At 66.6% G+C, this 22526-nt stretch carries 22 protein-coding genes; 6 read left to right on the top strand and 16 right to left on the bottom strand.

What is annotated here, in order from left to right; all coding sequences use genetic code 11:
• Positions 1-20 precede the first annotated feature (20 nt).
• From ACNFIA_RS21055 to ACNFIA_RS21035, 5 genes are all read right to left on the bottom strand, one after another.
• Positions 21-563, bottom strand: a complete 543-nt coding sequence (locus ACNFIA_RS21055; protein WP_416788343.1) for a pilus assembly PilX family protein — start codon at positions 561-563, stop codon at positions 21-23.
• Entirely contained in the window at positions 560-1336 is a 777-nt protein-coding gene (locus ACNFIA_RS21050) for a PilW family protein (RefSeq protein WP_416788341.1), read from the bottom strand. The genes ACNFIA_RS21055 and ACNFIA_RS21050 overlap by 4 nt, the downstream gene beginning before the upstream one ends.
• A gap of 1 nt (position 1337) precedes the next feature.
• Entirely contained in the window at positions 1338-1868 is a 531-nt protein-coding gene (gene pilV, locus ACNFIA_RS21045) for a type IV pilus modification protein PilV (RefSeq protein WP_416788338.1), read from the bottom strand.
• Between the two features lie 8 nt (positions 1869-1876).
• On the bottom strand, positions 1877-2389 hold the full coding sequence (locus ACNFIA_RS21040; protein WP_416788336.1) for a GspH/FimT family pseudopilin: 513 nt from the start codon (positions 2387-2389) through the stop codon (positions 1877-1879).
• A 276-nt stretch (positions 2390-2665) separates the two neighbouring features.
• Positions 2666-4015, bottom strand: a complete 1350-nt coding sequence (locus tag ACNFIA_RS21035; RefSeq protein WP_416788334.1) for an MFS transporter — start codon at positions 4013-4015, stop codon at positions 2666-2668.
• 311 nt (positions 4016-4326) lie between these two features.
• On the opposite strand from ACNFIA_RS21035, the gene ACNFIA_RS21030 reads away from it, so the two are divergent.
• Positions 4327-4872: an RNA 2'-phosphotransferase gene (locus ACNFIA_RS21030; protein WP_416788332.1), complete on the top strand. Its 546-nt coding sequence runs from the start codon at positions 4327-4329 to the stop codon at positions 4870-4872.
• A 6-nt stretch (positions 4873-4878) separates the two neighbouring features.
• Here the strand turns inward: ACNFIA_RS21030 and ACNFIA_RS21025 are convergent, their stop codons facing one another.
• The 6 genes from ACNFIA_RS21025 to ACNFIA_RS21000 all read right to left on the bottom strand — a co-directional run bounded on the left by ACNFIA_RS21025 (position 4879) and on the right by ACNFIA_RS21000 (position 10566).
• Positions 4879-5721: an IclR family transcriptional regulator gene (locus ACNFIA_RS21025; protein ID WP_017519476.1), complete on the bottom strand. Its 843-nt coding sequence runs from the start codon at positions 5719-5721 to the stop codon at positions 4879-4881.
• Positions 5722-6236: 515 nt separating this feature from the next.
• Positions 6237-7316, bottom strand: coding sequence for a cell division protein ZapE (gene zapE / locus ACNFIA_RS21020; RefSeq protein ID WP_416788330.1), 1080 nt, complete (start codon positions 7314-7316; stop codon positions 6237-6239).
• On the bottom strand, positions 7306-7911 hold the full coding sequence (gene pcaG / locus ACNFIA_RS21015; protein WP_259754272.1) for a protocatechuate 3,4-dioxygenase subunit alpha: 606 nt from the start codon (positions 7909-7911) through the stop codon (positions 7306-7308). Before pcaG ends, zapE begins: the two co-directional genes overlap by 11 nt.
• A gap of 12 nt (positions 7912-7923) precedes the next feature.
• Entirely contained in the window at positions 7924-8643 is a 720-nt protein-coding gene (gene pcaH, locus ACNFIA_RS21010) for a protocatechuate 3,4-dioxygenase subunit beta (RefSeq protein ID WP_259754271.1), read from the bottom strand.
• 117 nt (positions 8644-8760) lie between these two features.
• Positions 8761-9690 (bottom strand): pca operon transcription factor PcaQ, encoded by a 930-nt coding sequence (gene pcaQ, locus ACNFIA_RS21005; protein WP_259754269.1) that lies wholly within the window; start codon positions 9688-9690, stop codon positions 8761-8763.
• Positions 9691-9696: 6 nt separating this feature from the next.
• Positions 9697-10566, bottom strand: coding sequence for a helix-turn-helix domain-containing protein (locus ACNFIA_RS21000; protein ID WP_416788383.1), 870 nt, complete (start codon positions 10564-10566; stop codon positions 9697-9699).
• Positions 10567-10683: 117 nt separating this feature from the next.
• Here ACNFIA_RS21000 and pobA point away from each other — a divergent pair, with 117 nt between their 5' ends.
• The 4 genes from pobA to ACNFIA_RS20980 all read left to right on the top strand — a co-directional run bounded on the left by pobA (position 10684) and on the right by ACNFIA_RS20980 (position 16582).
• The gene (gene pobA, locus ACNFIA_RS20995; RefSeq protein ID WP_416788326.1) at positions 10684-11868 is read left to right on the top strand and encodes a 4-hydroxybenzoate 3-monooxygenase; all 1185 of its coding nucleotides are present in this window, start codon (positions 10684-10686) and stop codon (positions 11866-11868) included.
• Positions 11869-12288: 420 nt separating this feature from the next.
• A complete protein-coding gene (locus ACNFIA_RS20990) occupies positions 12289-12852 on the top strand; it encodes a hypothetical protein (RefSeq protein ID WP_416788324.1) in 564 nt (187 codons plus the stop codon).
• Between the two features lie 272 nt (positions 12853-13124).
• Entirely contained in the window at positions 13125-15032 is a 1908-nt protein-coding gene (locus ACNFIA_RS20985) for a di-heme-cytochrome C peroxidase (RefSeq protein WP_416788321.1), read from the top strand.
• 395 nt (positions 15033-15427) lie between these two features.
• A complete protein-coding gene (locus tag ACNFIA_RS20980; protein ID WP_416788319.1) occupies positions 15428-16582 on the top strand; it encodes a catalase family protein in 1155 nt (384 codons plus the stop codon).
• Positions 16583-17112: 530 nt separating this feature from the next.
• Here the strand turns inward: ACNFIA_RS20980 and ACNFIA_RS20975 are convergent.
• Positions 17113-17670, bottom strand: a complete 558-nt coding sequence (locus ACNFIA_RS20975; protein ID WP_416788316.1) for a hypothetical protein — start codon at positions 17668-17670, stop codon at positions 17113-17115.
• Positions 17671-17955: 285 nt separating this feature from the next.
• Between ACNFIA_RS20975 and ACNFIA_RS20970 the strand changes: the two genes are divergently transcribed.
• Positions 17956-19194, top strand: a complete 1239-nt coding sequence (locus tag ACNFIA_RS20970; RefSeq protein ID WP_416788314.1) for a tetratricopeptide repeat protein — start codon at positions 17956-17958, stop codon at positions 19192-19194.
• A gap of 372 nt (positions 19195-19566) precedes the next feature.
• Here the strand turns inward: ACNFIA_RS20970 and ACNFIA_RS20965 are convergent, their stop codons facing one another.
• From ACNFIA_RS20965 to ACNFIA_RS20950, 4 genes are all read right to left on the bottom strand, one after another.
• Positions 19567-20019, bottom strand: a complete 453-nt coding sequence (locus ACNFIA_RS20965; RefSeq protein WP_416788311.1) for a PaaI family thioesterase — start codon at positions 20017-20019, stop codon at positions 19567-19569.
• A gap of 131 nt (positions 20020-20150) precedes the next feature.
• On the bottom strand, positions 20151-20543 hold the full coding sequence (locus tag ACNFIA_RS20960) for a hypothetical protein (RefSeq protein ID WP_259754258.1): 393 nt from the start codon (positions 20541-20543) through the stop codon (positions 20151-20153).
• Positions 20544-20881: 338 nt separating this feature from the next.
• A complete protein-coding gene (locus ACNFIA_RS20955; protein WP_259754257.1) occupies positions 20882-21037 on the bottom strand; it encodes a hypothetical protein in 156 nt (51 codons plus the stop codon).
• A gap of 281 nt (positions 21038-21318) precedes the next feature.
• Positions 21319-22440 (bottom strand): M14-type cytosolic carboxypeptidase, encoded by a 1122-nt coding sequence (locus ACNFIA_RS20950; RefSeq protein ID WP_416788308.1) that lies wholly within the window; start codon positions 22438-22440, stop codon positions 21319-21321.
• Positions 22441-22526: the final 86 nt, after the last annotated feature.

Raw genomic sequence — 22526 nt, 5'->3', positions numbered from 1 at the left:
CATCCTTCCAGCGGAACGGTTCACGGGATCACCAGCCCGAAGGTCGAGCGCAGGCACAGCGCATCGGCGCCGCAGGCCTTGCCGCCGGCGGTGCCCTTGTAGGCCTGGGCATTGACCTCGTAGTAGTAGGTGCAGCCCACCTGCCCCTTCGACAGGTAGGAGTTGCCACTGCCCCCCGCGCCGCCTTTGCAGTTGTTGGCGATGTAGCGCAGGTACCAGCGCGCGCTGCGCAGCAGGCGGGTGCTGCCGTCGAGGCCGGCGTAGAGGTTGGACTTGCTGAAGTCGGTGGCGTAGGTGGTCGCCGGCGCGGTGAAGCACGGCGTGGTGCCCGCCGTGCAGTTATCCAGCGCGCGGGTGCTGCTGCGCAGGCGCCCTTCCCCTTCGCGCAGCGCGGATTCCGCCGCGCTCATCAGGCGGTGCTGCTCCAAGCGGTTGCCGGTCATCCGGCCCTCCAGCTGCATGCCGCGCATGCCCGCCACGGCGGCCAGGGTGATCAGCAGCAACATCACCAGCGCGACGAACAGCACCGCGCCGCGCTGACGGTGGAAAGTCTGTCGGTTCATGGCATCAGGTTCCTCAGCATGCTGGTGCCGCTGACGATGCGCCGCACGGGCCCGTCGCCATCGGTGCAGACCTTGCTGCCGTACAGGTCCTGCCAGCGCTGGCAGGTGGTCGCGGCCAGGCCGCCGCTGACCGATTCGCTGCTGGCCAGCAGCAGCGCGTAACGCAGGCTGCGCACGGTTTGCCCCGCGGCGGGCACGGCGACGTACTGCCTCACCTGGCGATCGAATTCGTCGTTGCTGGTATCCACCCCGAAGTCGAAGCGCAGCGCGGCCACGTTCTCCACCAACGTGGTGCCGTTGCAGGTCAGCTGGTCACCGCTGAGAGTGAGCTTCTCCACCACGTTGTTGCTCGGGCTGTAGGTGCTGTAGGGCTCGCTCACCCCGCTACGGCTGCCCAGCGACGCGCCGGTGCAGTCGGTATCGCTGGGGTCGCGCGGCTGGTAGCGCAGGCAGAGGGTGTTGGCATCGCCCCGCACCAGCGCCTGCCCGGCAGCGAAGACGCAGCCGTCGGTGCTCTGCGCGGGAAACGCCGCGCTCATGCGCGAAGACGGCAGGCGTCGGTAGCCGGCTTTGGACAGGCGCGCGTCGAGCATCTGCTGGGCGTAGCGCGCGTTGTCCTGGTTCTGCGCCTGGCCGTCGAAGTAGCGCGAACGGTTCTGCCCATCGAGGAACATCTGCGTCACGCCGAGAATCAGGAACAGGCTCAGGCCCATGGCGATCATCAGTTCGATGAGCGTCACACCGCCCTGCCGGCACGCGCCTGGTCGACGCATCCTAGGGTTCCTCCCGCAGCACGTAGCGACAGATGGTGTCGTCGCCGGTGGCGCTGGCGTCCAGGCACTCGCCCGCCTTCACCCGCCAGGCCAGCTGGATCTCGATGGCCGAACCGCTGCCGGTGCAGGGACCGGTGCCATTGGTGCGGCACACATGGAACTCGCTGGCCAGGCCAGAGGCGCCCGGCAAGGCCTGGTTCACCCGTTGCGCCCAGCAGGCCAGGCGCTGGCTGGCGGTCAGCGACGCCAGCGAGGCGCAGCTGTCCGGCGCGCTGGGAAACGCCGCGCTGGCGGCCTTGTAGTAGCCCCAGTTGCTGGGGGGTAGCACCTGGGCGGCGCTGCCGTCCTGGGTGGAGTACAGGTCGGTGCGCATCATCTCCATCAGCTCGTCCGCCAGTTCCGCCGCGTTGCTGCGCAGCAGGGTGTCCTGGGCGTAACCGATGGTGCGCCCCTGCATCGCCAGCATGCCCAGCACGCCGATGCAGGTGACCAGCAGCGCCACCAGCACCTCCACCAGGCTGAAGCCCGCCATGGGCCGGCTCATTGGGCGCTCGCCCCTTGCAGGTTGATGTAGCCCGAGGCGGCCACCTTGATGCTGAACGCCTTGCTGGTGCCGCTGCTGGCGATGCCCAGGTCAGCCGCCGCTGCGGTGCCATCGGGCTTGAACGAGAGCGCGTTGACGCTGCTACTGACGCTCAGGCTGCCGGGCAGGTCGAGGCGCTGGCTGACCAGGTTGCCAGTCAGCGAGCCGCAGGTGCTGGCGCGCACCACCACCCACTGCAGGTTGCCGCTGGCGGGGCAAAGGGTGAGGGTCTGGCGGGTGTTCACCGCATCGGCGCGCGACGCCTGGAGCAGCCGGTAGAGCGTGGTGGCGCCGCTCTGTACCCGGCTGGATTCGATCAGGTAGCGAAAGCCTGGCAGCGCCACGCCGGCGAAGATCGCCAGCAACGCGACCACCACCATCAATTCCACCAGGGAAAAGCCTTCCTGGCGTCCGCGACCCCGCCGCACGGTCGGGCGGGAAATTGAGCATCCTACTGCATGAAGAACCATGGACTTTTCCAACGATGGTCAGGTGGCTGGCTCCCAAAGGAGCCCCCTTGCGGGGTGCCAAGACAAAGATTGGCTATTGGTCCGACAGCAATTTCTTCAGGGAGTTGAATCGGATTTGGCGAAAAGGGAGGAAATTTCGACCGCTCGCTCCTGCTCAGCGACCGTTCATCCTTTTGACGCCAGGGTAACCGACAGAGTGTCGGGTGTCGCCGAGCCAGCGATGGCGGCTGGCAGAAGGGCCGCGATCGTGCATCGCGGCCCCTTCAGAAACGCCTGTCAGGTGGCGTCGGCGTGACTCACCAGGCCCTTGACCAGCACGGCCGCCGTGGCGATGGCCGCGGGCACCATCAAGGCGGTCAGCACCTGCTCGAAGTTCCAGCCCAGGCCCAGCAGTGTCGCACCGATCCAGGCGCCAAGGATGGCGCCGAAGCGGCCGATGCCGAGCATCCAGGACACCCCGGTGGCGCGCCCCTGGGTCGGGTAGAAGCGCGCCGCCAGGGACGGCATGGCCGACTGCGCGCCGTTCACGCACATGCCGGCGGCCAGCACCAGGGTCGCCAGCAGCGTCACGGTGCCCAGGCTCTGGCCGACGAAATAGGCGAACACCCCGGCCAGGCAGTAGAAGATGCCGATGACCTTGTGCGGGTTGAAGCGATCCATGGCCCAGCCCACCGCGACCGAGCTGAGCACCCCGCCCAGCTGGAACAGCGCACCGATGAACGCCGCCTGCTCCATGCTCGCGCCGGCGTCACGCATCAGCGTCGGCAGCCAGCTGGTCAGCAGGTAGACGATCACCAGCCCCATGAAATAGGTCAGCCACAGCAGCAGCGTGCCCGCGCTGTAGGTGCCGGCGAAGATCACCTTGAACACGTTGCGGCTCTGCACCGTCTTCTGCTCGGGCACGCTGAAGTCCCGCGCGGCGACCACCTCGGCCGGCGCGATGGGCGCCAGCACCTGCTTGACCTTGTCCGCGCCACGGTTGCGCACCACCAGGAAGCGTGCCGACTCCGGCAGCCACACCAGCAGCACCGCCGCCAGCAGCAGCGGCAGCACGCCGCCGAGCAGCAGCAGGCTGTGCCAGCCGTAGGCCGGGATCAGCTTGGCGGAGACGAAACCGCCCGCCGCCATGCCCAGGTTGAAGCCGCAGAACATGCTCGTCACCAGCAGCGACTTCAGGCGCTCGGGGGTGTATTCGGAGAGCAGCGTGGTGGCATTGGGCATCGCCGCGCCCAGGCCGATGCCGGTCAGCAGGCGCAGCACCAGCAACTGATCGAGGTTGCTGCTGTAGGCCGAGATCAGGCTGAACAGGCCGAACAGGAACACCGCCACCACCAGCACGCCCTTGCGGCCGAAGCGGTCGGCCAGCGGGCCGGAACCCAGGGCGCCGAACACCATGCCGATCAGCGCGGCGCTCATCACCGGGCCGAGGCTGGCGCGGTCGATGCCCCAGTCCTGGGTCAGCGCCGGCGCGATGAAGCCCATGGCGGCGGTATCGAGGCCGTCGAGGAACACGATGAGGAAGCACAGCAGCACGATGCGGCACTGATACAGCGACAGCGGCTGGGCGTTGATGAAGGACTGGACGTCGAGAGTGCCGGCAGCGGGCACGCGGGCGGAACTGGTCATGCGAAGACTTCCTGCGAAGGCGTCGTCGCGGGAAGGTCGGCTGGATCGCCTGGCACTCCCGCAAGCTGGACAGGAATGAGGCGCGAGCCGGTGGACGCACGAACCGGCGGACGGGGCAGGCACACAGTGGCCATGGCTGACGCTCATTGTTGTTATGGCCCGTCCGGCTGGACGGGTGAAGCAACAGTACGAAGAGACGCCCAGCCGTTCAATTCGATAATCGCGCCTGTGGGCGGTTAGCGAACAGGATTACCCGCCCTGCCTGCTGCGGCTAAAATGCGCCGCGCCCAATAGGACATTCAGAGGAAGAAATGAACGATAACGAAAGGAAATCCATCAGCAAGTGGCTGTCGCTGATCCTGCGCCACAGCCCGGAAAGCGCCGGCCTGACCCTCGACGCCAATGGCTGGGCGAACGTCGATGAACTGCTCGCGCAGTCAGCTCGCAAGGGCCATCGCTTCGACCGCGCGATGCTCGATGAAGTGGTCGCGAGCAACGACAAGCAACGCTTTGCCCTCAGCGAGGACGGCCTGCGCATCCGCGCCAACCAGGGCCACTCGGTCCGCATCGATCTACAACTGGAGCCGTGCGAGCCACCCGAAGTGCTCTATCACGGCACGGTTCCCGCGGCGATGGCGGCGATCCTGGCAGACGGCCTCAAGCCCATGACGCGCCAGCACGTGCACCTCAGTGCGGACCGCGAAACCGCCGACCGGGTTGGCTCGCGACGCGGCAAGCCGACCATCCTGGTCGTGCGCAGCGGCCAGATGTGGCGCGACGGTCACCGATTCTACCGCTCGGCCAACGGCGTCTGGCTGGCCGACGCCGTCCCCTCGACCTACCTGGAGCAGCGCTGACTGCGATCAATGGAACAGCCGCGTACCCAGCTCGCGGCTGGCCTCCAGCAGCACCGGCAGGAAGCGCGTTTCCAGCTCCTGGCGCGACACGCGGCCGGCGTGGGTGCCGACGTTCAGCGCCGCGAGCACCTGGCCGGCGGAATCCTTCAGCGGCACGGCGATGGAGCGCAGGCCCACTTCCAGTTCCTGGTCGATGATCACCCAGCCCTGCTGGCGGATCTCGGCAATGCTGGCACGGAGCATTTCCGGCGTGTGCACGGTGCGGCTGGTCTTCACCTGCAGGTCGGCATGGGCGAGGTAGTCCTCCAGGGCGTCGTCATTCAGCCCGGCGAGCAGGATGCGGCCCATGGAGGTGCAGTAGGCCGGCAGGCGGCTGCCCACGCTGAGGTCCACGGAGATCAGGCGCTGCGGCGTGGCCGAGCGGGCGATGTAGAGAATCTCGTCGCCTTCGAGCGTGGCCATGGAGCAGGCCTCGTGCAGTTGCTCGCTCAAGCGGTCGAGAATCGGCTGCGCGGTAACCGCCAGCGGCGTCGAGGACAGGTAGGCATGGCCGAGGGTCAGCACCTTGGGCAGCAGCGAATAGGTGCGGCCATCGGAGGTGACGTAGCCCAGCTTCATCAGCGTGTGCAGGCAGCGACGCACGGCGGCGCGGGGGATTTCGGTGCGGTGGCTGATCTGCGCGATGGTCAGGTGGCGCTTGCGCTCCTGGAAGGCATGGATCACCGCCAGCCCCCGGGCCAGCGAGGTCATGAAGTTCGGGTCGCCGGTGAAGGCCTCGATGCGCTTGGCGGGCGAAGCGATGATCGGCGGCGCGAGGGGCGGCAGGCTGGCACGGGGAGCGTCGGTCATTGTGATTGTCCTGGCAGGCGGATGCCGGGCGATTATCGACACGCGCGGGCGATTATCGCAACACGAGTAGCCGATTACCGAACAGTGCTTCGCGGATAGCTGGGAAACTGTTTGCGCCCCTCAACCCTTCCCGCGCCCTGGCTGCGCGCCACGCTCCGAAGGGAGCGGGAGCTGTCCGTACCGGCTGATGCCATAATTTCAACCTGCGGCGAACCTGTCCCCTCTCCCTTCAGGGAGAGGGCTAGGGAGAGGGCACGACCCCGCTGCGGACCAACCGGTTGCGTAGGAGCGGACTTCGTTCGCGATGGGTTCCCGCCAGCACAGCGCATCGGTCGGTCGCGGGCATGGCCCGCTCCTACAGGGGACGTTCGGCGTGGCAGGAGCGGTCGCTTTCCGTTGGCGCAGCCGCGCCAGGCGTTGGTTCGCGAGCAAGCTCGCTCCTACGAAGAGCGGGAACGGAGCTGTAGGAGCGAGCTTGCTCGCGAACAGAGCTCGCCCGCCCGCTCAGCAGCCCCCTACAACGGCTCCAGCTTCAACTGCCGCAACCGGCTCAGCGTGCGCGAAAAGTCCAGGGCCGCGCCTCCGGCCGCCAGCTCATCCAGCGACACCGTGGCGAACAGCTGCAGCTTCAATTGGCGGTCGTAGGCGATGTCGATGAAGTTGAGAAAGCGCATGCTCACGTCCGGCGGATAGTCCGCCAGCGGGCCGAGGCCGCTCACCGCCATGCGCGGGTAATGCTCGATCAGCCACAGGTAGTCGCTGGCCGAGCGCGGGCGTTCGAACATCTCGCTGAAGTCCATCCACGCGCACTGGTCATCGTGGGCGTGCACCTTGAGCGGGTGGTGATTGACGCTGAGCACCTCGTCGAACGTGGCGTCCGCCGCCAACCCCAGCCGGGAGCCGATCAACTCCAGATCATCGGCACGGGCCGGCCAGAGGAAGCTGCCCCACTCCTCCAGCGACGTGCTGTGCTCGCGGTAGTCCTGCCCGGCATCCACCGAAATCACGTCGAAGCGCTTTTCGATCAGCTCGATGGCCGGGCGGAAGCGCTCGCGGTACAGCGGATTCGGACAGAGGTTTTCCGGCTCGTAGTTGGACGTACAGACCAGGCCTACACCTTCGTCCACCAAAACCTTCAGCATCCGCCCCAGGAGCATGGCGTCGCCGATGTCGTGCACGTGGAATTCGTCGAAGCACAGCAGCCGGGTTTCCTCGGCGATGGCGCGGGCCACGCGCACCAGCGGATCGGACTGCCCGGTAATTGCCAGCATGCGCCGCTGCAATTCCTGCAGGAAGGCGTGGAAGTGCACGCGGCGCTTGGCCTGGGTCGGTGCGGCGGCGAAGAACTGATCCATGACGAAGCTCTTGCCGCGCCCTACCCCGCCCCACAGATAGACGCCGGCCACCGGCTTGCGCAGGAAGCCATGGCGGCCGGCGAGGAAATCGTCGAGCCAGCTGGCGAGGTGGTCCACCGCCGCCATCTGGGCATCGTCCGCCCGGTAGCCGCGCTCGTCGAGCGCGGCGGCGAAGTGCCGCCGAACGCGGTCGGCGACCGATTCGGCGGATGCTGCATGTAGTCGTGTGTCAGAAGTCAAAGAACACCGTTTCCGCATTGCCCTGGACGCGGATATCAAACCGGTAAGCGAGCTTCCCGTCCACCTCGCAACGCTTTGCAATGAGGGTTTGCCGACGTTCGGGCTGCTCGATGAGGTTCAAGACCGGGTCCACGGCGTTCGCCTGCGCTTCGTCGTCGAAGTACAGGCGGGTCTGCAGGTGCAGGTTGATGCCACGGGCAAACAGCGACAGGTTGATGTGCGGCGCCATGGGCACGCCGGCGGCGTTTTTCACCACGCCGGGCTTGATGGTCCGCACCTGCCATTCGCCGGCGTCGAAGGTCGTTGCGGTACGTCCGAAGCCGTTGAAGGGCTTCTCCAGATCGTAGGCAGTGTCGTACACGCCTTCGTGATTCGCCTGCCACAGCTCCAGGAACGAATCGCGGATCAGGTGGCCATTGCCGTCATACACGTGGCCGATCAGCAGGATGTGCTCGCCGGGCGCGCCGGGTTTGGCCATCTCGCTCCAGATTTCCTGGTCACGGGTCGGGTTGCCGGCGGCGGCGAGCGCCAGGCCGATGTGCACATAGGGGCCGGCAGTCTGCGAGGGGGTTTCCGGCAGCAGTTCGATAGGCATGGTCGGTCCTCCTCACTTGTTCTCGAAATGTGTCTTGCGCTGGCCGCGCAGTACGATGTCGAAGCGGTAAGCCAGGCAATCCATGGGGTTGGCGTTGCTCATGTCGAGCTTGGCAATCAGGCTTTGCACCGCGTCCGGATTGGCGATGGACTTGACGATGGGGCACATCGGGATCAGCGGGTCACCCTCGAAGTACAGCTGGGTGATCAGCCGCGTGGAGATCGACGGGCCGCTGATGGAGAAGTGGATGTGCGCCGGGCGCCAGTCGTTCGGGCCGTTGCGCCAGGGGTACGGGCCGGGCTTGATGGTGCGGAAGATGTAGCGCCCTTCGCTGTCGGTCAGTGCGCGGCCGACGCCGCCGAAGTTCGGGTCCAGCGGCGCCAGGTAACGGTCGTTCTTGTGGCGGTAGCGGCCGCCGGCGTTGGCCTGCCACATCTCCACGAGGGTGTGCGGCACGGGCTTGCCGTACTGGTCCATGACCCGGCCGGAGACGAGAATGCGCTCGCCGATGGGCAGGCCGCCCTGGTTGAAGTTGAGCAGCAGGTCGTTGTCGTGCTCGCCCATCTTCAGGTGCGAGAAATCCGGGCCGCTGGTTTCGGAGATCGACTGCGGAATGCTCACCAGCGCCTGGCGCGGCGAGCGGGGAATGGAGGTCTTGTAGTCGGGCGTGAGGGCTTTGGGGTGCCAGTTTCGGTCACGAATGACGAAGCGGCTGTTCTCCGCGTCGGACATGTCGGTCTCCTGTTGTTGGATTTATCGGAGCCTGTTGCATCAGGCAGTGCGGCGAAGTGTCGCCGGCAAGCCTGACGCCGAAAACTGAAAAGATGCCCTCCATCCATAACCATATGGTTATGGGTAAGTTCCTTCCCGGTACGCCTCGCCCACCTCGCGCAGCACCTCCAGGCACCAGTGCGCGCCCAGCGAAAGCGGCAACGTCGAATTGCTGCAGACCCCCACCGAACCGCCCGGCTCCTGTACGTCCAGCGGCAGTTCGACGATCTCGCCGGAGCGCAGGTCCAGGCGCACCGAATCCAGCGGGGCGATCCACAGGGCGTCGCTGGTCAATACATAACGACGGCTGAGCACTGTGGAGAGGGTTTCCAGGCGCTGGCGCGGCTGGCCGAGGCCGCTTTGCACCAGCAGGCTGTCGGCGGATTTGCGGATGGTGGTGCCGGCCAGCGGCAGCACCAGCGGCCAGTCGTCCAGCGCCGAGGGCGGCAGCGGCCGGCCCAGCAGCGGGTGGCCGGCGCGGGCCACCAGGGTCATGGACTCGCTGTACAGGTGCTCGAAGGCGAGGCCCTGGATCTGCGGGCTTTCGGTCATGCGGCCCACTACCAGGTCCAGTTCGCCGACGCGCAATTGCGAGAGCAGGTGGGCGCTCGGCCCGGTCACCACGCTGACCACCAGCGCCGGGTGGCGCTGGTGCAGACGCCGCACCGTCTCCGGCATCAGCAGGCTCTCCACGGTGGAGAGCACGCCCAGGCGCACGGTGCTGGAGGCGTACTCGCCGCCGCGCAGGCTGTTCACCCCGTCGCGCAGGGCCTGCACGCAGGGGCCGGCGTAACGCAGGAAGGCCACGCCCGCCTCGGTCAGGCTGGCGCCGCTCTTGCCGCGCTCGAACAGGCTGGCGTCGAGCAGATCCTCCAGTTCCTTGAGCGTCTTCGAGATCGCCGGCTGGCTGACCGCCAGGACGTCCGCCGCGCGGGCCAGGCTGCCCTGCCGGGCCACCTCGAGGAAACACACCAGGTGGCGGAACTTGATACGCGAATCGATATTCATGGCGGCTCAACGCGGCTCGCGGAATGCGCGGGGCGAGACCCCGGCATAACGCTTGAAGAAACGGGAGAAATAGGCGGGCTCGGAAAAGCCCAGGCTGTCCGATACCTGCTGGATGGTCATGGCGGTGTACACCAGATTGCGCTTGGCCTCCAGCAGCAGGCGCTGGTGGATCATCTGCAGCGCCGACTGCCCGGCCAGGCGCCGGCACAGCGCATTGAGGTGCGCGGCGCTGATGCCCAGGGCCGCCGCGTAATGCTCGATGGGCCGGTGCAGGCGAAAGTCCTGCTCCAGCAGGCGGGCGAACGCATGCACGTGCTCGACGCCGCGATCCTGCTGGCTCGCCTCCGCCCGGGACTGCTCCAGGGCACGGCGGCTGAGCCAGACCAGCAGCATGTTCAGCAGCGATTGCAGCATCAGGTCGCGGCCCGGCGCCTGCTGGGCATATTCGCGGTCGATGGACTCGAACAGGGCATCCAGCTGGCGCTTGCCCTCGCCCACGGCGAAGCACGCCGGCTGCTCCAGCACGTTGCTGTGCAGCAGGCCGCCGAGTTGCTCGGCCAGCGGCAGGCCCATGCTCAGCACCCAGCCCTGCACATCCTCGGCGAAGCGAAAACCATGCACCGCCAGCGCCGGCGTGACCTGCAGCGACGCCTCGCGCACCGGCGTCACGCGCCCCTCCACTTCCAGTTCCGCCGCGCCGGATTGCACATACAGCAACTGCACCAGGTCGCCATGCCGATGCGGGCGGATCTCCCAATCGTGCAGGCGGCTGCGCGAGGCGATGGACTCGCAGTGGATCAGGTCCGGCGTCGGCCACACCGTCGTCTCGCCATACAGGCGGAACACCGGGACCGACGTATCAGCAGGTTGTTCGATCACCGCCCACATCCATGAAAAGTCCAAGAAGAGTGTTGGAAATTACCTTCAAAGGCCGCTCCCATCCACAAAAAATGCAGAAGACAAAAACAACAGCGCTCTCCAAGGAGCCACCCCATGAAGACTCAAGTCGCCATCATCGGCGCCGGGCCTGCCGGCCTCCTGCTGGGCCAACTGCTGCACACCGCTGGCATCGACAGCGTGATCCTCGAACGCCAGACCCCCGATTACGTGCTCGGGCGCATCCGCGCCGGCGTGCTCGAACAGGGCACCACCGACCTGCTGCGCGAAGCTGGCGCCGGCGCGCGGATGGACGCCAAGGGCCTGCTCCACGATGGCTTCGAACTGGTGCTCAATGGCCGCCGCGAGCGCATCGACCTCAAGGCCCTCACCGGCGGCAAGCAGGTGATGGTCTACGGCCAGACCGAAGTCACCCGCGACCTGATGCAGGCTCGCACAGCCAGCGGCGCGATGAGCGTGTACGAAGCGGGCGACGTCGAGCTGCACGACGTTACCGGCGAAAAGCCCTACGTCACCTTCACTCACCAGGGCGAGCGCGTGCGCCTGGACTGTGACTACATCGCCGGCTGCGACGGCTTCCACGGCGTGGCCCGGCGCAGCATTCCCGCCGAGCGGCTGAGCGTCTTCGAGCGCGTCTACCCGTTCGGCTGGCTCGGTCTGCTCAGCGATACCCCGCCGGTCAACCACGAACTCATCTACGCCAGCAGCGAACGCGGCTTCAGCCTGTGCAGCCAGCGCAGCGCCACCCGCAGCCGCTATTACCTGCAGGTGGGGCTGGAGGAGAAGGTGGAGGATTGGTCCGACGAGCGCTTCTGGGACGAACTCAAGCGCCGCATCCCTGAAGACGCCGCGCGCCAATTGGTCACCGGAGCGTCGCTGGAAAAGAGCATCGCCCCGCTGCGCAGCTTCGTGGTCGAGCCACTGCAATACGGCCGGCTGTTCCTGGTCGGCGACGCCGGCCACATCGTCCCGCCCACCGGTGCCAAGGGCCTGAACCTGGCCGCCAGCGACGTGAACACGCTGTACCGCATCCTGGTGAAGGTCTACGGCGAAGGCCGCACCGACCTGCTGGAGCAGTATTCGCCCATTGCCCTGCGGCGCATCTGGAAGGCCGAGCGCTTCTCCTGGTGGATGACCTCGATGCTGCACCAGTTCCCCGACAGCGACGCCTTCACCCGGCGCATGCTGGAGACCGAGCTGGACTACTTCCTCGGCTCCGAGGCCGGCCGCACGACCATCGCCGAGAACTACGTCGGGCTGCCATTCGAGGCAGTGGCCTGACAGCGGATTCCCCGCTGTAGGAATGCCCCGCGGGCACGGTTCGCGGGCATGGCCCGCTCCTACACGCAAGGCTCCAGCGCCGAGCCCGCCCGTGTAGGAGCGGATTCATCCGCGACCCGGCCGACAGGCCGGTGCCCTTCTCGTACCGACTACCCCGGGATTTCGCGGAGAGGCTCCGCTCCTACAAAAAGCCGCACACTCCGCAGCCCGGCCTGCAGGAGCGCCCCGGGCACGGTTCGCGGGCATGGCCCGCTCCTACACGCAAGGCTCCAGCGCCGCGCCAGCCCCTGTAGGAGCGGATTCATCCGCGACCCGGCCGACAGGCCGGTGCTCTTCTCAGCCCGCCTGCGCCGGGATTTCGCGGAGAAGCTCCGCTCCTAGAAGCACCCGCCCTCCGAAGCAAAACCTGTAGGAGCGAGCTTGCTCGCGAACCGCCCCAACGCGACCGCCCCCGCACCACCCACTATCCTTACCCCTCCCGCCACGCCGCTCGCCGCGAAACCGCCGGAGGCTGCCATCGACCCGGACGAAGCGAACTTCCTCAGCTACCTGCTCGCCGAAAGCGGCGACGGCGATGCGCGCGCCTTCGCCACGCTGTACCGCTGCACGGCCCCGCGCCTCTATCCCCTGGCGCTGAAGCTGAAGCCCGATCAGTCAGCCGCCGACGCCCTGCTGGTCGACACCTACCTGCACGTCTGGACTGACGCCGACCGCTACCACCCCACGCGCATCGCCGCACTGGATTGGATGGTCGCCCTGCTCTACCAGCTCGCCGATCACTCGTCGCCACCCTCCAGCGACGAGCCCTGGCCGGAACTACCGCCGCCGGACGACCTATGGCCCCGCATCCACGCGCGCATTCCCGATGCCGAGGACGACAGCCCAGGCCTGCGCTGGCCGCTGCTCATCGCCAGCGTGGTCGGCCTGCTGATCGGCGCGGTGATCTGCCTGAGCCTGCTGCTGGAGCTTCGCCCCGCACAGTAGGCGATCGCCTGATGGACGATGGGTATCGCTTCGCTCAACGCCAACCTACAAGCGTGCCCCCTACCAACCTCGGAACGCTCCGTAGGATGGGCGGAGCGCAGCGATACCCATGCCGCTGCCGTTCACACTCCTGTGCCTGGAAGCGACACCCCTGCCCAGCACCCTCACCCGCCATAAAAACCCTGAATTCAGTGCGGCATCACCTTGCCAAGCCGCTGCGTACTTGGCATAAACGTCCGATTCTTTTTCGCACACCTAACAAGGAAGTTTCGATGCGCATTCTCGGCCGCGTCCTACTTGCAGTCCTGCTACTGCTCCTGCTCATCGGAGGCGTCGTCGCCTGGTACACCGCGCATCCCAACCTCCCCGAATACACCAAGCCTGAGCGGATGATCCACCTCGACCAGTGGAGCCCGGCGGATCGCGAAACCTACTACTACACGCCCCAGGGCACCCAGGTGAAAGGCCTGCGCTACGACTGGTTCACCCACCTCGAGCAGCCCTTCTCCCGGGACAAGTTCGCCAGCCCCGAGAACCTCGCGCGCTTCGGCTTCCTCATCGAACCCGAGCAGATCGGCCGCGACGCCGACGACACCCTCGCCGCCAATGCGAAGAACCCGGGCAACCTGCCGGTCGGCTTCGCCCGCCACCAGGACGGCGAAACCGGCGCCTGGTACCTGGACATCACCTGCTCCGCCTGCCACACCGGCGAATTGCGCTACCAGGGCACCGCCGTGCGCATCGACGGCGGCGCGGCCATGCACTCCATCGCCTCCACCGTGCCCACCCTGCGCGGCGGGGCGTTCGGCCAGGCGCTGGGCGCCAGCCTCGCCTCCACGTACTACGTGCCGTGGAAGTTCGACCGCTTCGCCAAGGGCGTGCTGGGCGACCGCTACCCCAAGGGCAAGGCTGCGCTCAAACGTGACGTGCGCAACGTGCTCGGCACGCTCGTGTCCACCGCCTGGAACGACACCCACCGCGGCCTCTACCCGACCCTGGAAGGCCCCGGCCGCGCCGACGCGTTCGGCCGCATCGCCAACAGCGTGTTCGGCGACGGCATCGACGCCTCCAACTACCGCGTCGCCAACGCGCCGGTGAACTACCCGCAGGTGTGGGACATCTGGAAATTCGACTGGGTGCAATGGAACGGCTCGGCCATGCAGCCCATGGCACGCAACATCGGCGAAGCCCTGGGCGTCGGCGCCACGCTGCGGATGTTCGAGAGCGACGGCAAGCCGGTGCTGGGCGATGAGCGCTACGCCTCCAGCGTGCGCCTGCGCGACCTCTACACCCTCGAGGAAACCCTCAAGCAGCTCAAGCCGCCGACCTGGCCGAAGGAGGTGTTCGGCGAAATCGACCTGAAGAAGGCCGCCCAGGGCCGCGCCCTGTTCCAGGCCAACTGCGTCTACTGCCACGGCCCACACATCAAGGCCCTCGGCTCCGCCGACAGCATTGCCCCGGAGCGCGTCCCCGAATGGGCGATGAAGATGGTGTCCACCCAGGAAATCGGCACCGACCCGACCACCGCGAGCAACATCGCCGACCACACCTTCGACGTGCGCGCACTGAAGTGGAAGGTCGAAGACCTGAAGAACATGAACGTGCGCCTCTACCCCAAGAGCGAGGAACCGCTGGATCTGTCGAAGATCTCCGCGGCCAAGGGCCTGGCCTACGTCACCGCGTTCGTCGAGCAGCGCGGCTACCGCGATGCGCACATCAGCCCCGAGCAGCAGAAGGAAATGAACGGCTACGGCCTCGACATCGGCGTGCGTGAACTGCGCGCCTACAAGGCTCGCCCGCTGGACGGCATCTGGGCGACCCCGCCCTTCCTGCACAACGGCTCGGTGCCCAACCTGTTCCAGTTGCTCTCCCCGGTGGCCGAGCGCGACAGCCAGTTCTGGGTCGGCAGCTTCGAGTACGACCCCAAATACGCCGGCTACCGCACCGAGCGCTTCCCCGGCGGCTTCCTCTACAAGACCAGCGTCACCGGCAACAGCAACGGCGGCCACGAATTCCGCGACGGCTGCCGCAAGGACGGCGTCATCGGCCGCGCCCTGTCGCCGGAAGAACGCTGGGCGCTGGTGGAATACCTGAAGGTGCTGGGCAACCCCGAGTACGAAAATCGCCTCGACCCGAACGTGCCCACCCCGCCGTGGACGCCGGGGCCGAAGTGCGAATGAGCCGCGCGCCCGGATTGCTCTTCGTAGGAGCGAGCTTGCTCGCGAACCCGCCCAAATCCGGCGCCGCCGGACAGCCCGTTCGCGAGCAAGCTCGCTCCTACCGGCAAACCGTGCTCGGCAGCACCGCCTGAACACCGATCCGCCCCCTCTCCCTCCGGAGCGGGGCGCGTAGCCAGAGCTGGAGTGAGGGCCAAGGCCCGCTCCGAAGCTCCACCGAATCACCGAACCAGCCCCCTCTCCCTTCAGGGAGAGGGTTGGGGAGAGGGAAACGCCCAGCGCCACCCCCTTCCCGTAGCACCATCCGCCAAGCAGTCCCCTTTCCCCGGAGAGGGTCAGGGAGGGAACCCCCCCCGGGAATCCCCTCCATAAAAAAGAACACGAAAGGACCCCGTGCCATGCGCTCCCTGCTCACCCGAATCTGGCTCTTCCTTGGCAAATGGCTCGGCCGTCTGCTGCTCGCCGTCGCCGCCATCGGCCTGCTCGGCTGGGGCATCGGCAGCCTCTACTACGCGTGGAAATTCTCCGGCCCCGTCTCCGCCCAGGAAGAAATCCCGCCGGGCGAAGCCCAGCTCACCCAGGCCATCATCGAAGACGCCATACGCATCGTCGAACAGCACCGCGACAACACCCGCGTGCTGCGCGACGCCCACGCCAAGGCCCATGGCTGCGTGAAGGCCGACGTCACCGTCGCCAGCGACCTCGCCCCCGGCCTGCGCCAGGGCGTGTTCGCGGAACCCGGCCACAAATGGCAAGCCATGGTCCGCTTCTCCAACGGCAACGCCTACCCGCAGTTCGACAGCGCCCGCGACGCCCGCGGCATGGCCATCAAGCTGCTCGACGTGCCTGGCGCAAAGCTGATGCCCGGCAAGGGCCACGACACCGAGCAGGACTTCGTCATGTTCAACCACCCGGTGTTCTTCGTCCGCGACGTCGCCGAGTACCGGCAGAACTTCGCCGCGCAAGCCAGCGGCCAGAAGATCGCCGCCTTCTTCCCCAGCTGGAAGCCCAGCACCTGGGAAATCCGCCACCTGATCATCGCCCTGCAGACCCTCGCCCCCGCCCCGGACAGCCCCCTTCAGGCCGGCTACAACGGCATCGCGCCGTACAAGCTGGGCGAGGAAAACAACATCAAGTACCGCGTCATCCCACAGACCGAAGGCTGCCCGGCCTACCAGTTGCCCAAGCTCAACGAGAAGCTGCCCAACTTCCTGCGCACCGCCCTGTACCAGCAGCTGTCGGTCGACCGCGTCCCCGCCTGCTTCGCCCTGCAGGTGCAGAAACAGGACCCGAGCAAGTACATGCCCATCGAAGACACCAGCGTTGAATGGAGCGAAAAGGACGCTCCCTTCCAGACCGTCGCCACCGTCAGCATCCCGCCCCAGGACTTCGACAGCCGCGAGCAGAACCTCGCCTGCGACAACCTCTCCTACAACCCCTGGCACGCCCTGCCCGAACACCGCCCGATTGGCGGCATCAACCGGTTGAGGAAGGCGGTTTATGAGGCGGTGAGTGTGTATCGGCACCAGAGGAATGGAGCGGGTGGGGAATGATATTCCCAGAGTTTCGCCAAGTAGAGAGCTGGCACGGACAGCTTCATGAAAATAAAAAGGAAATAGAAAAAACCATCGAATGTCGTTCCCTGCAGGAGCGTGCCATGCACGCGATCGCGAGCTTACCGGGAGCTCATTCGTAGGATGGCGTGGAGCGCAGCGATACCCATCAATGCCTGCGTACCGACAGCATGGGTATCGCTGCGCTCCGCCCATCCCACTGGTGCCGCGGATCGCGGGCATGGCCCGCTCCTACAGTTGGCGCCGAAGCTGCCCTGTAGGAGCTGGCCGCGCCTGCGACAGCCCTGGCGCCGGACCATCGCGGACGCAGTCCGCCTTCGCCTCGCGCCACCCAGGCCATGAGCGTAGGAGCAGACTCCGTCCGCGATGTCTGACCGGCAGAAGCGGCGCCAGACAAGGCATTCGAGCGCTTCCGGGCGCGGCCCCTGTTCACTAGGCAATGATTTCAACATCACGCGGAGAAGTTCGCGAACAAGCTCGCTCCTATAAGAGCAGAGCTGCCTGACCTATCAGAGCTGCCCGCCCAGCTTGAGCAGGGTCACTATCAGCCCACCGAGAGTCATGAAGGACGCGAGCAGCGTGCCGAGGATCAGGGGCACGACGCCGGCCGGCGAGGCGTAGGGCGCCACTTCCAGCAGGAAGCCAGGACGGATGTGATCCGGGGTCAGGCAGGTGACCCGGTAATCGCCCGGCTCGCTGCAGTGGAATTCGCCCAGGGGCATGCTGGAGTTGCCGCCCATGTCGCTGCGGCGCACGGTGAAGACGTTGAAGCGGCTGTACGCCTCGTAAGGCACCGGCTTGCCGCTGGCACAGACGCCGACGGCGAAATCCGCGGCAAAATGCGCGGTACCGGTGACGACGGTGAAGGGCGGGAAGACGATGTTGACGACATAGCGCCCTGGTCGCGGCAACGCCACCACTTCCGCGCGGGCCGGGTCGGCCCAGCGCTGGCAGAGGTCGGGCAGGATCACCCGGCGCAATCCGCCGATGCAGCGGACCAACAGGTAGCCGCCCAATAGCATTACCAACGGGGCGCCCCAGAGGAGCATGGAAACTTCGAATGTCATATCGCCGTCCGGTGGCTGGCCAGGCGGTTAATATGCCGTCTGCAGCGGGCGTCTGGCCAGGGGCGCTACCCAGGCATGCCTGGCGGGCAGTCGCGGCGTGGCCCGCTCCTACAGGTGAAGCACGGCCGGCGTAAGACTTCGTAATTATCGCCGCCACGTGCAGGAATTTTCCGATAGAGCCCTGCTCCCCCGCTCCCTAGCCTTGCGCTCCATGCATTCGACGCGCGCGGGCTGCTCATTCCGTGCATAACCCTCCGCCGCCGTCCTGCCCTGGAGAGTTTCCGCATGTCTGCCGTCGAGAAGAAGTTGAACAAGCTGGCCACCACCTTTCGCGCTGCGCTGGCCAAGGGGAATTACCCGCAGGGCCGCGACGTGGCGCGCCAGGCGCTGCAGATCGCGCCGAACCATCCCACGCTGCTGGCGGATTACGCTCTGTGCCTGATGCGGACGAAGAACTACGAACAGGCCTACAAGACGTATCTCAAGCTGCTCAACACCCTGGGCGAGGAGAAGATGCCGAACACGGCCCTGGACGGGCTGACCGAGGCATGTGGCTGGCTGAACAAGCCGGAGTTGGTGCGCCGCTACGGCAACCTGTCGCTCAGCGTGGCGGACCGCAAGTACAGCCAGTTCCCCGCGCATCCTCTGCCCGCCGCGACGCCGCCGGTATTCGACGGCTCGCATCCCGAGCGCAACCTGATCGTCTTCTCGCTGTTCGGCGCGCGCCCGCGCTATTGCGAGAGCGCACTGAAAAACGTCGAGGCGGCGCGCGAGCTGTTCCCGCAGTGGCGCTGCCGCTTCTATGTGGACGACTCGGTGCCGCAGGCGGTGCAGGCGCGGCTGGCCGAGGCCGGCGCGCAGGTGGTGCAGGTTGACGATGAGACCCGGCACGGCATTCCGGCGACCATGTGGCGCTTCCTGGTGATGGACGATGGCGAGGTGGCGCGCTTCCAGGTGCGCGATGCCGACTCGCTGCTCTCCGAGCGCGACCAGGCGGCGGTGGAGGCCTGGCTGCGGAGCGACCGCTGGTATCACCACATGCGCGACTACTTCACCCATACCGAGCTGCTGCTGGCCGGCATGTGGGCCGGTTGCCACAACCCGAACCTGCCGGGCATCCGCGCGCTGATCGCGCAATATCTGAAGGAAGAAAAGGCGCACCAGCGCTACGCCGACCAATACTTCCTGCGCCGCAGCCTGTGGCCGACCATCCGCCAGAGCCTGCTGAACCACGACGATCTGTTCGGCTTCCTCGACGCACAGCCCTTCCCGCCGCACGCGCCGGTGCGCTGGCGTACGGAAGTCTTCCACGTGGGCTGCAACGCCAGCTACCAGGGCATCAAGGTGGACAGCAAGCTGGCGGACGGCGAGTTGCAGCCCTGGGGCCTGTTCGACGCCGAGGGCACGCTGTTGTGCCGTTACGAGTCACCCGTGACCAAGGGCGCCTGGGGGGAATTGATGCCGTATTTCCTCTGCGAGGCGATTGCCGATGGCCGTTGCACGGTGCGCAGCCTGGCCAAGTGAGGCGGTTGTGGCTGCGTGGGTCGCCGGCATGGAGGGGAGAACGCCCCGAAAAACTGGGCGCCATGCCAGGGCGTTTTCCCGACTAGCACCCGTTCTGCTGGGATAGATTTCGCGGACAAGGTCCGCTCCTACCTCCACTCCTGCGGGGTGGTTGGCCCTCTCCCTAACCCTCTCCCTGAAGGGAGAGGGGACTGGTTCGGAGCAGGATGAAACCCTAGGTGCAGCGGCACGGGTGGCTCCTTCTCCCACCAGCCTCGACCTGTAGGAGCGAGCTTGCTCGCGATCCACTCACAACAGCTGCCCTGGAGGTGCGCCCACGGCCGCGATCATCGGCCTGCCCGCTCCACTACCTGATGACCAGGGCGCCCGTCCTCAGGCATCCGCCAGGGGGCGTGGCTTGTTGACGTATTTGAAGGTGCCCGAGGACATCGCCACCACCACGCCCTGGCTGTTGCGCAGCTCGCCCTCGCAGAAGGCGATCGAGCGCGTGTGGTGCAGCACCTTGCCGTGGGCTTCCAGCACTTCGCCTACTTCGCCGCCGGGGCGCAGGAAGCTGGTTTTCATCTCCACGGTCACCACGCCGCGATAGGCGTCGTCGGCGTCGCTGGCGCTCAGGGCCATGGCGACGTCGAGCAGGGTCATGATCAGACCGCCGTGGGCATTGGCCCAGCCATTGACCAGCTGCGGTTCGACGCGCACCACCAGCCGACCCGGCCCGTTGCCGTCCTCCGCCGGGGCGTGGCGGAACTGCAGGAAGTCGAGCATGGGAATGGCAATGCCGCGGTGGGCGGTGTAGAGCTTGAGCTGTTCGATATCGAAGGGCATGGAACATCCTGAGGCGTCGGGTGGGACCCCTGATGTTCCCCGCCTTGAACGGTGCGCCGCAAGCCCGGCGAGGCGTCATGCACGGCGGGAATGCCCGCCGATGGCGCCCCCGCACGGCCTCTGAGAAAAGCTCAGCGGGATTTGCGCGTGCCGTTCTTCTTGGTGCTCTGGCGCTCCACGGCCTGGACGAAGAGCTCTTCGACCAGCAGCGACTGGATCGGTGCGCGGGTTTCCAACGACAGGCTCATGGCTTCGAGCTTCTGGTTCACTCCCAGCCGGGCGATGCCGCACAGCAGGATGCGCTGGGCGCCGAAGATGCTGCCCTTGTCGACCAGGACTTCCCGGGGCTTTTCGCCGTCCAGGTAACTGACCTTCAGAGCAATGGCGGTGTCATCGTGTACCGCGAGATTCAGCCAGGTGGCGATGTTGAATTCGACCACCCAGCCCAGGCCGGTTTTCTTGGCGACGGCTTCCCGGACCAGATGAGCAGGAACCGGACCCAGGGGGGTGCTGTGGTTTTCCATGGGGCTACTTCTGACTGCTGCGGGTAGAGCGAAATGCGCTAACGGAAGACCCGATTTTATGTGAAGCAGTTCAAGTTTTCAGTCGGATTTTTGTAAGACAACCGCTACCGAGTATGCGGGAAGATACAGAAGCGAACCGCTCTGGAGTGCCACTCTGCGGCGAGAATCGACTGAAGGAAGCGAAGGTGATGGTGCGGAATACCGAATACTGTCCGACGAAGTGAAAGCCAGCGGCAGCGGCATCGTGCGGGGCCGCTCCGGCGCGTGGCCGAAGCGACCTCGCTGTGACCGCCTGGCGGGCACAGCCGCCGGCGTGGCCGGCGCCCCTGCCCGCTCGATCAGGCCGCGCCAGCGAAGGCGCGAGGCCGGTGCTCGCCCGAGCGGTTCTTGCGCACCTCCCGGCGCTCTCTGAAGTCCAGCTCTTCCGGGGCGTCCATGCGTTCCTGCAGGTCCTCGATGACCTGCGGGGTCAACAGCTTGCGATGCCTTGTCATACGCACCTCCTGCGGTCGGGTGCCTCCTCTATTGGACTAGCACGCGGGGAGGAAGATTCAACCGCCAGGCGGGGCGGATTGACCGAGTGGTCAGGCGGGTTAGCTGTAGGAAACCACACCAGAATGACAGCGCAGAAGACGAACCTGCAGGAGCGAGAGGGACGCTTTGTTATTGCTCGGGAACAGGCTTCCCGGCAGCACCCGCATTGGGCTGTTCGCGAGCAAGCTCGCTCCTACAAAAAAGCACACGGCGTACAACCGGGCGGTTGTACGCCGTGTGATCAACGCAACTCGTCGACCAGGCTTGCCACGGTGGTCAGCACAGCCTCCGCCAGGGCCTTGGAGCGCGCGCCGTTCCAGCCGGTGCGCGGGTTGGACGACAGGTTGTGGTCCTTGAACGGCATCTCCAGGGTCAGCGACAGGCAATCGTAGGTGCGGCCGACGTGGTTGCAGGCCAGGGTCAGGTTGGCCTGGCCCGGCGCGTCCTTGGGGTAGCCATGCACGCTCTGGAATTCGCCGTTGGCTTCCAGGCGCTCGCGGAACAGGCTTTCCAGGCGATCCAGGCGCGGGGTGAATTCCGGGTTGCCTTCGCAGCCGGCGGCGAACACGAAGGGGATCTCTTCGTCGCCGTGCACGTCGAGGAACAGGTCCACGCCGTAGCGCGCCATCTGCTCCTGCACGAACAGCACCTCCGGGCTCTCCTCGGCGCTGGGCGCGGCCCAGGCGCGGTTGAGGTCCTTGCCGGCGGCGTTGGTGCGCAGGTGGCCGTGGAAGGCGCCGTCCGGGTTCATGTTCGGCACCAGGTAGAAGTCGGCGCGCTGAAGCAGGCGCTGGATGTCGGCATCGGCGGATTGCAGGCGTTCGATCAGGCCTTCCATGAACCACTCGGCCATGTGCTCGCCGGGGTGCTGCTGGGCGATCAGCCAGATCTTGCGCGCACCCGGCGCGCCGTTGCCGATGCGCAGCAGCGGCAGTTCGCGGCCTTCCACGCTGTGGCCGGTGGCGAGCAGCTCGGCGCCATTGGCGATGGCACGCTTCACCAGCTCGGCGTGGCGCTCGCGGCTGTAGGGTTCGAAGTAGGCGAACCAGGCCTGGGGCTGCTCGGCAACCAGGCTGAAATGCAGGCCGTTGGCGTCGAAGGTGCTGGGCACGCGGAACCAGTCGCGCTGGTCATGGGAAGCCACCGCGTTGTAGCCCGGCCACCCGCCGGTGTAGCTGGAGCCGGGCGTGTTGGTCAGGCTGAACTGGTAGGTCTGGCCGGGCTCCAGGCCCTCGGCCTTGAAGTGGAACCACTGGAAGTGCGGGCTTTTCGTGTCCGGACGCAGCGCCAGGCGCACGTGGCGCGGGTCGCTGTCGTCGATGACCTGGATGTTGCCGCTGTCGAAATCGCAGTCGATCTTCATGAATTCTCCGTGGGCGCGCGGACCTTGGGCGCCAAAGCCCCGCATTTTCGCCCTCCTCGCTGCTCCTGTCATGTCCGCGTGACTTG

The organism is Pseudomonas sp. NY15437 (assembly GCF_048068435.1).
In the GTDB taxonomy this organism is placed as follows: Bacteria; Pseudomonadota; Gammaproteobacteria; order Pseudomonadales; family Pseudomonadaceae; genus Pseudomonas; species Pseudomonas nitroreducens_B.
This window is presented reverse-complemented; position numbering and strand designations above follow the sequence as displayed.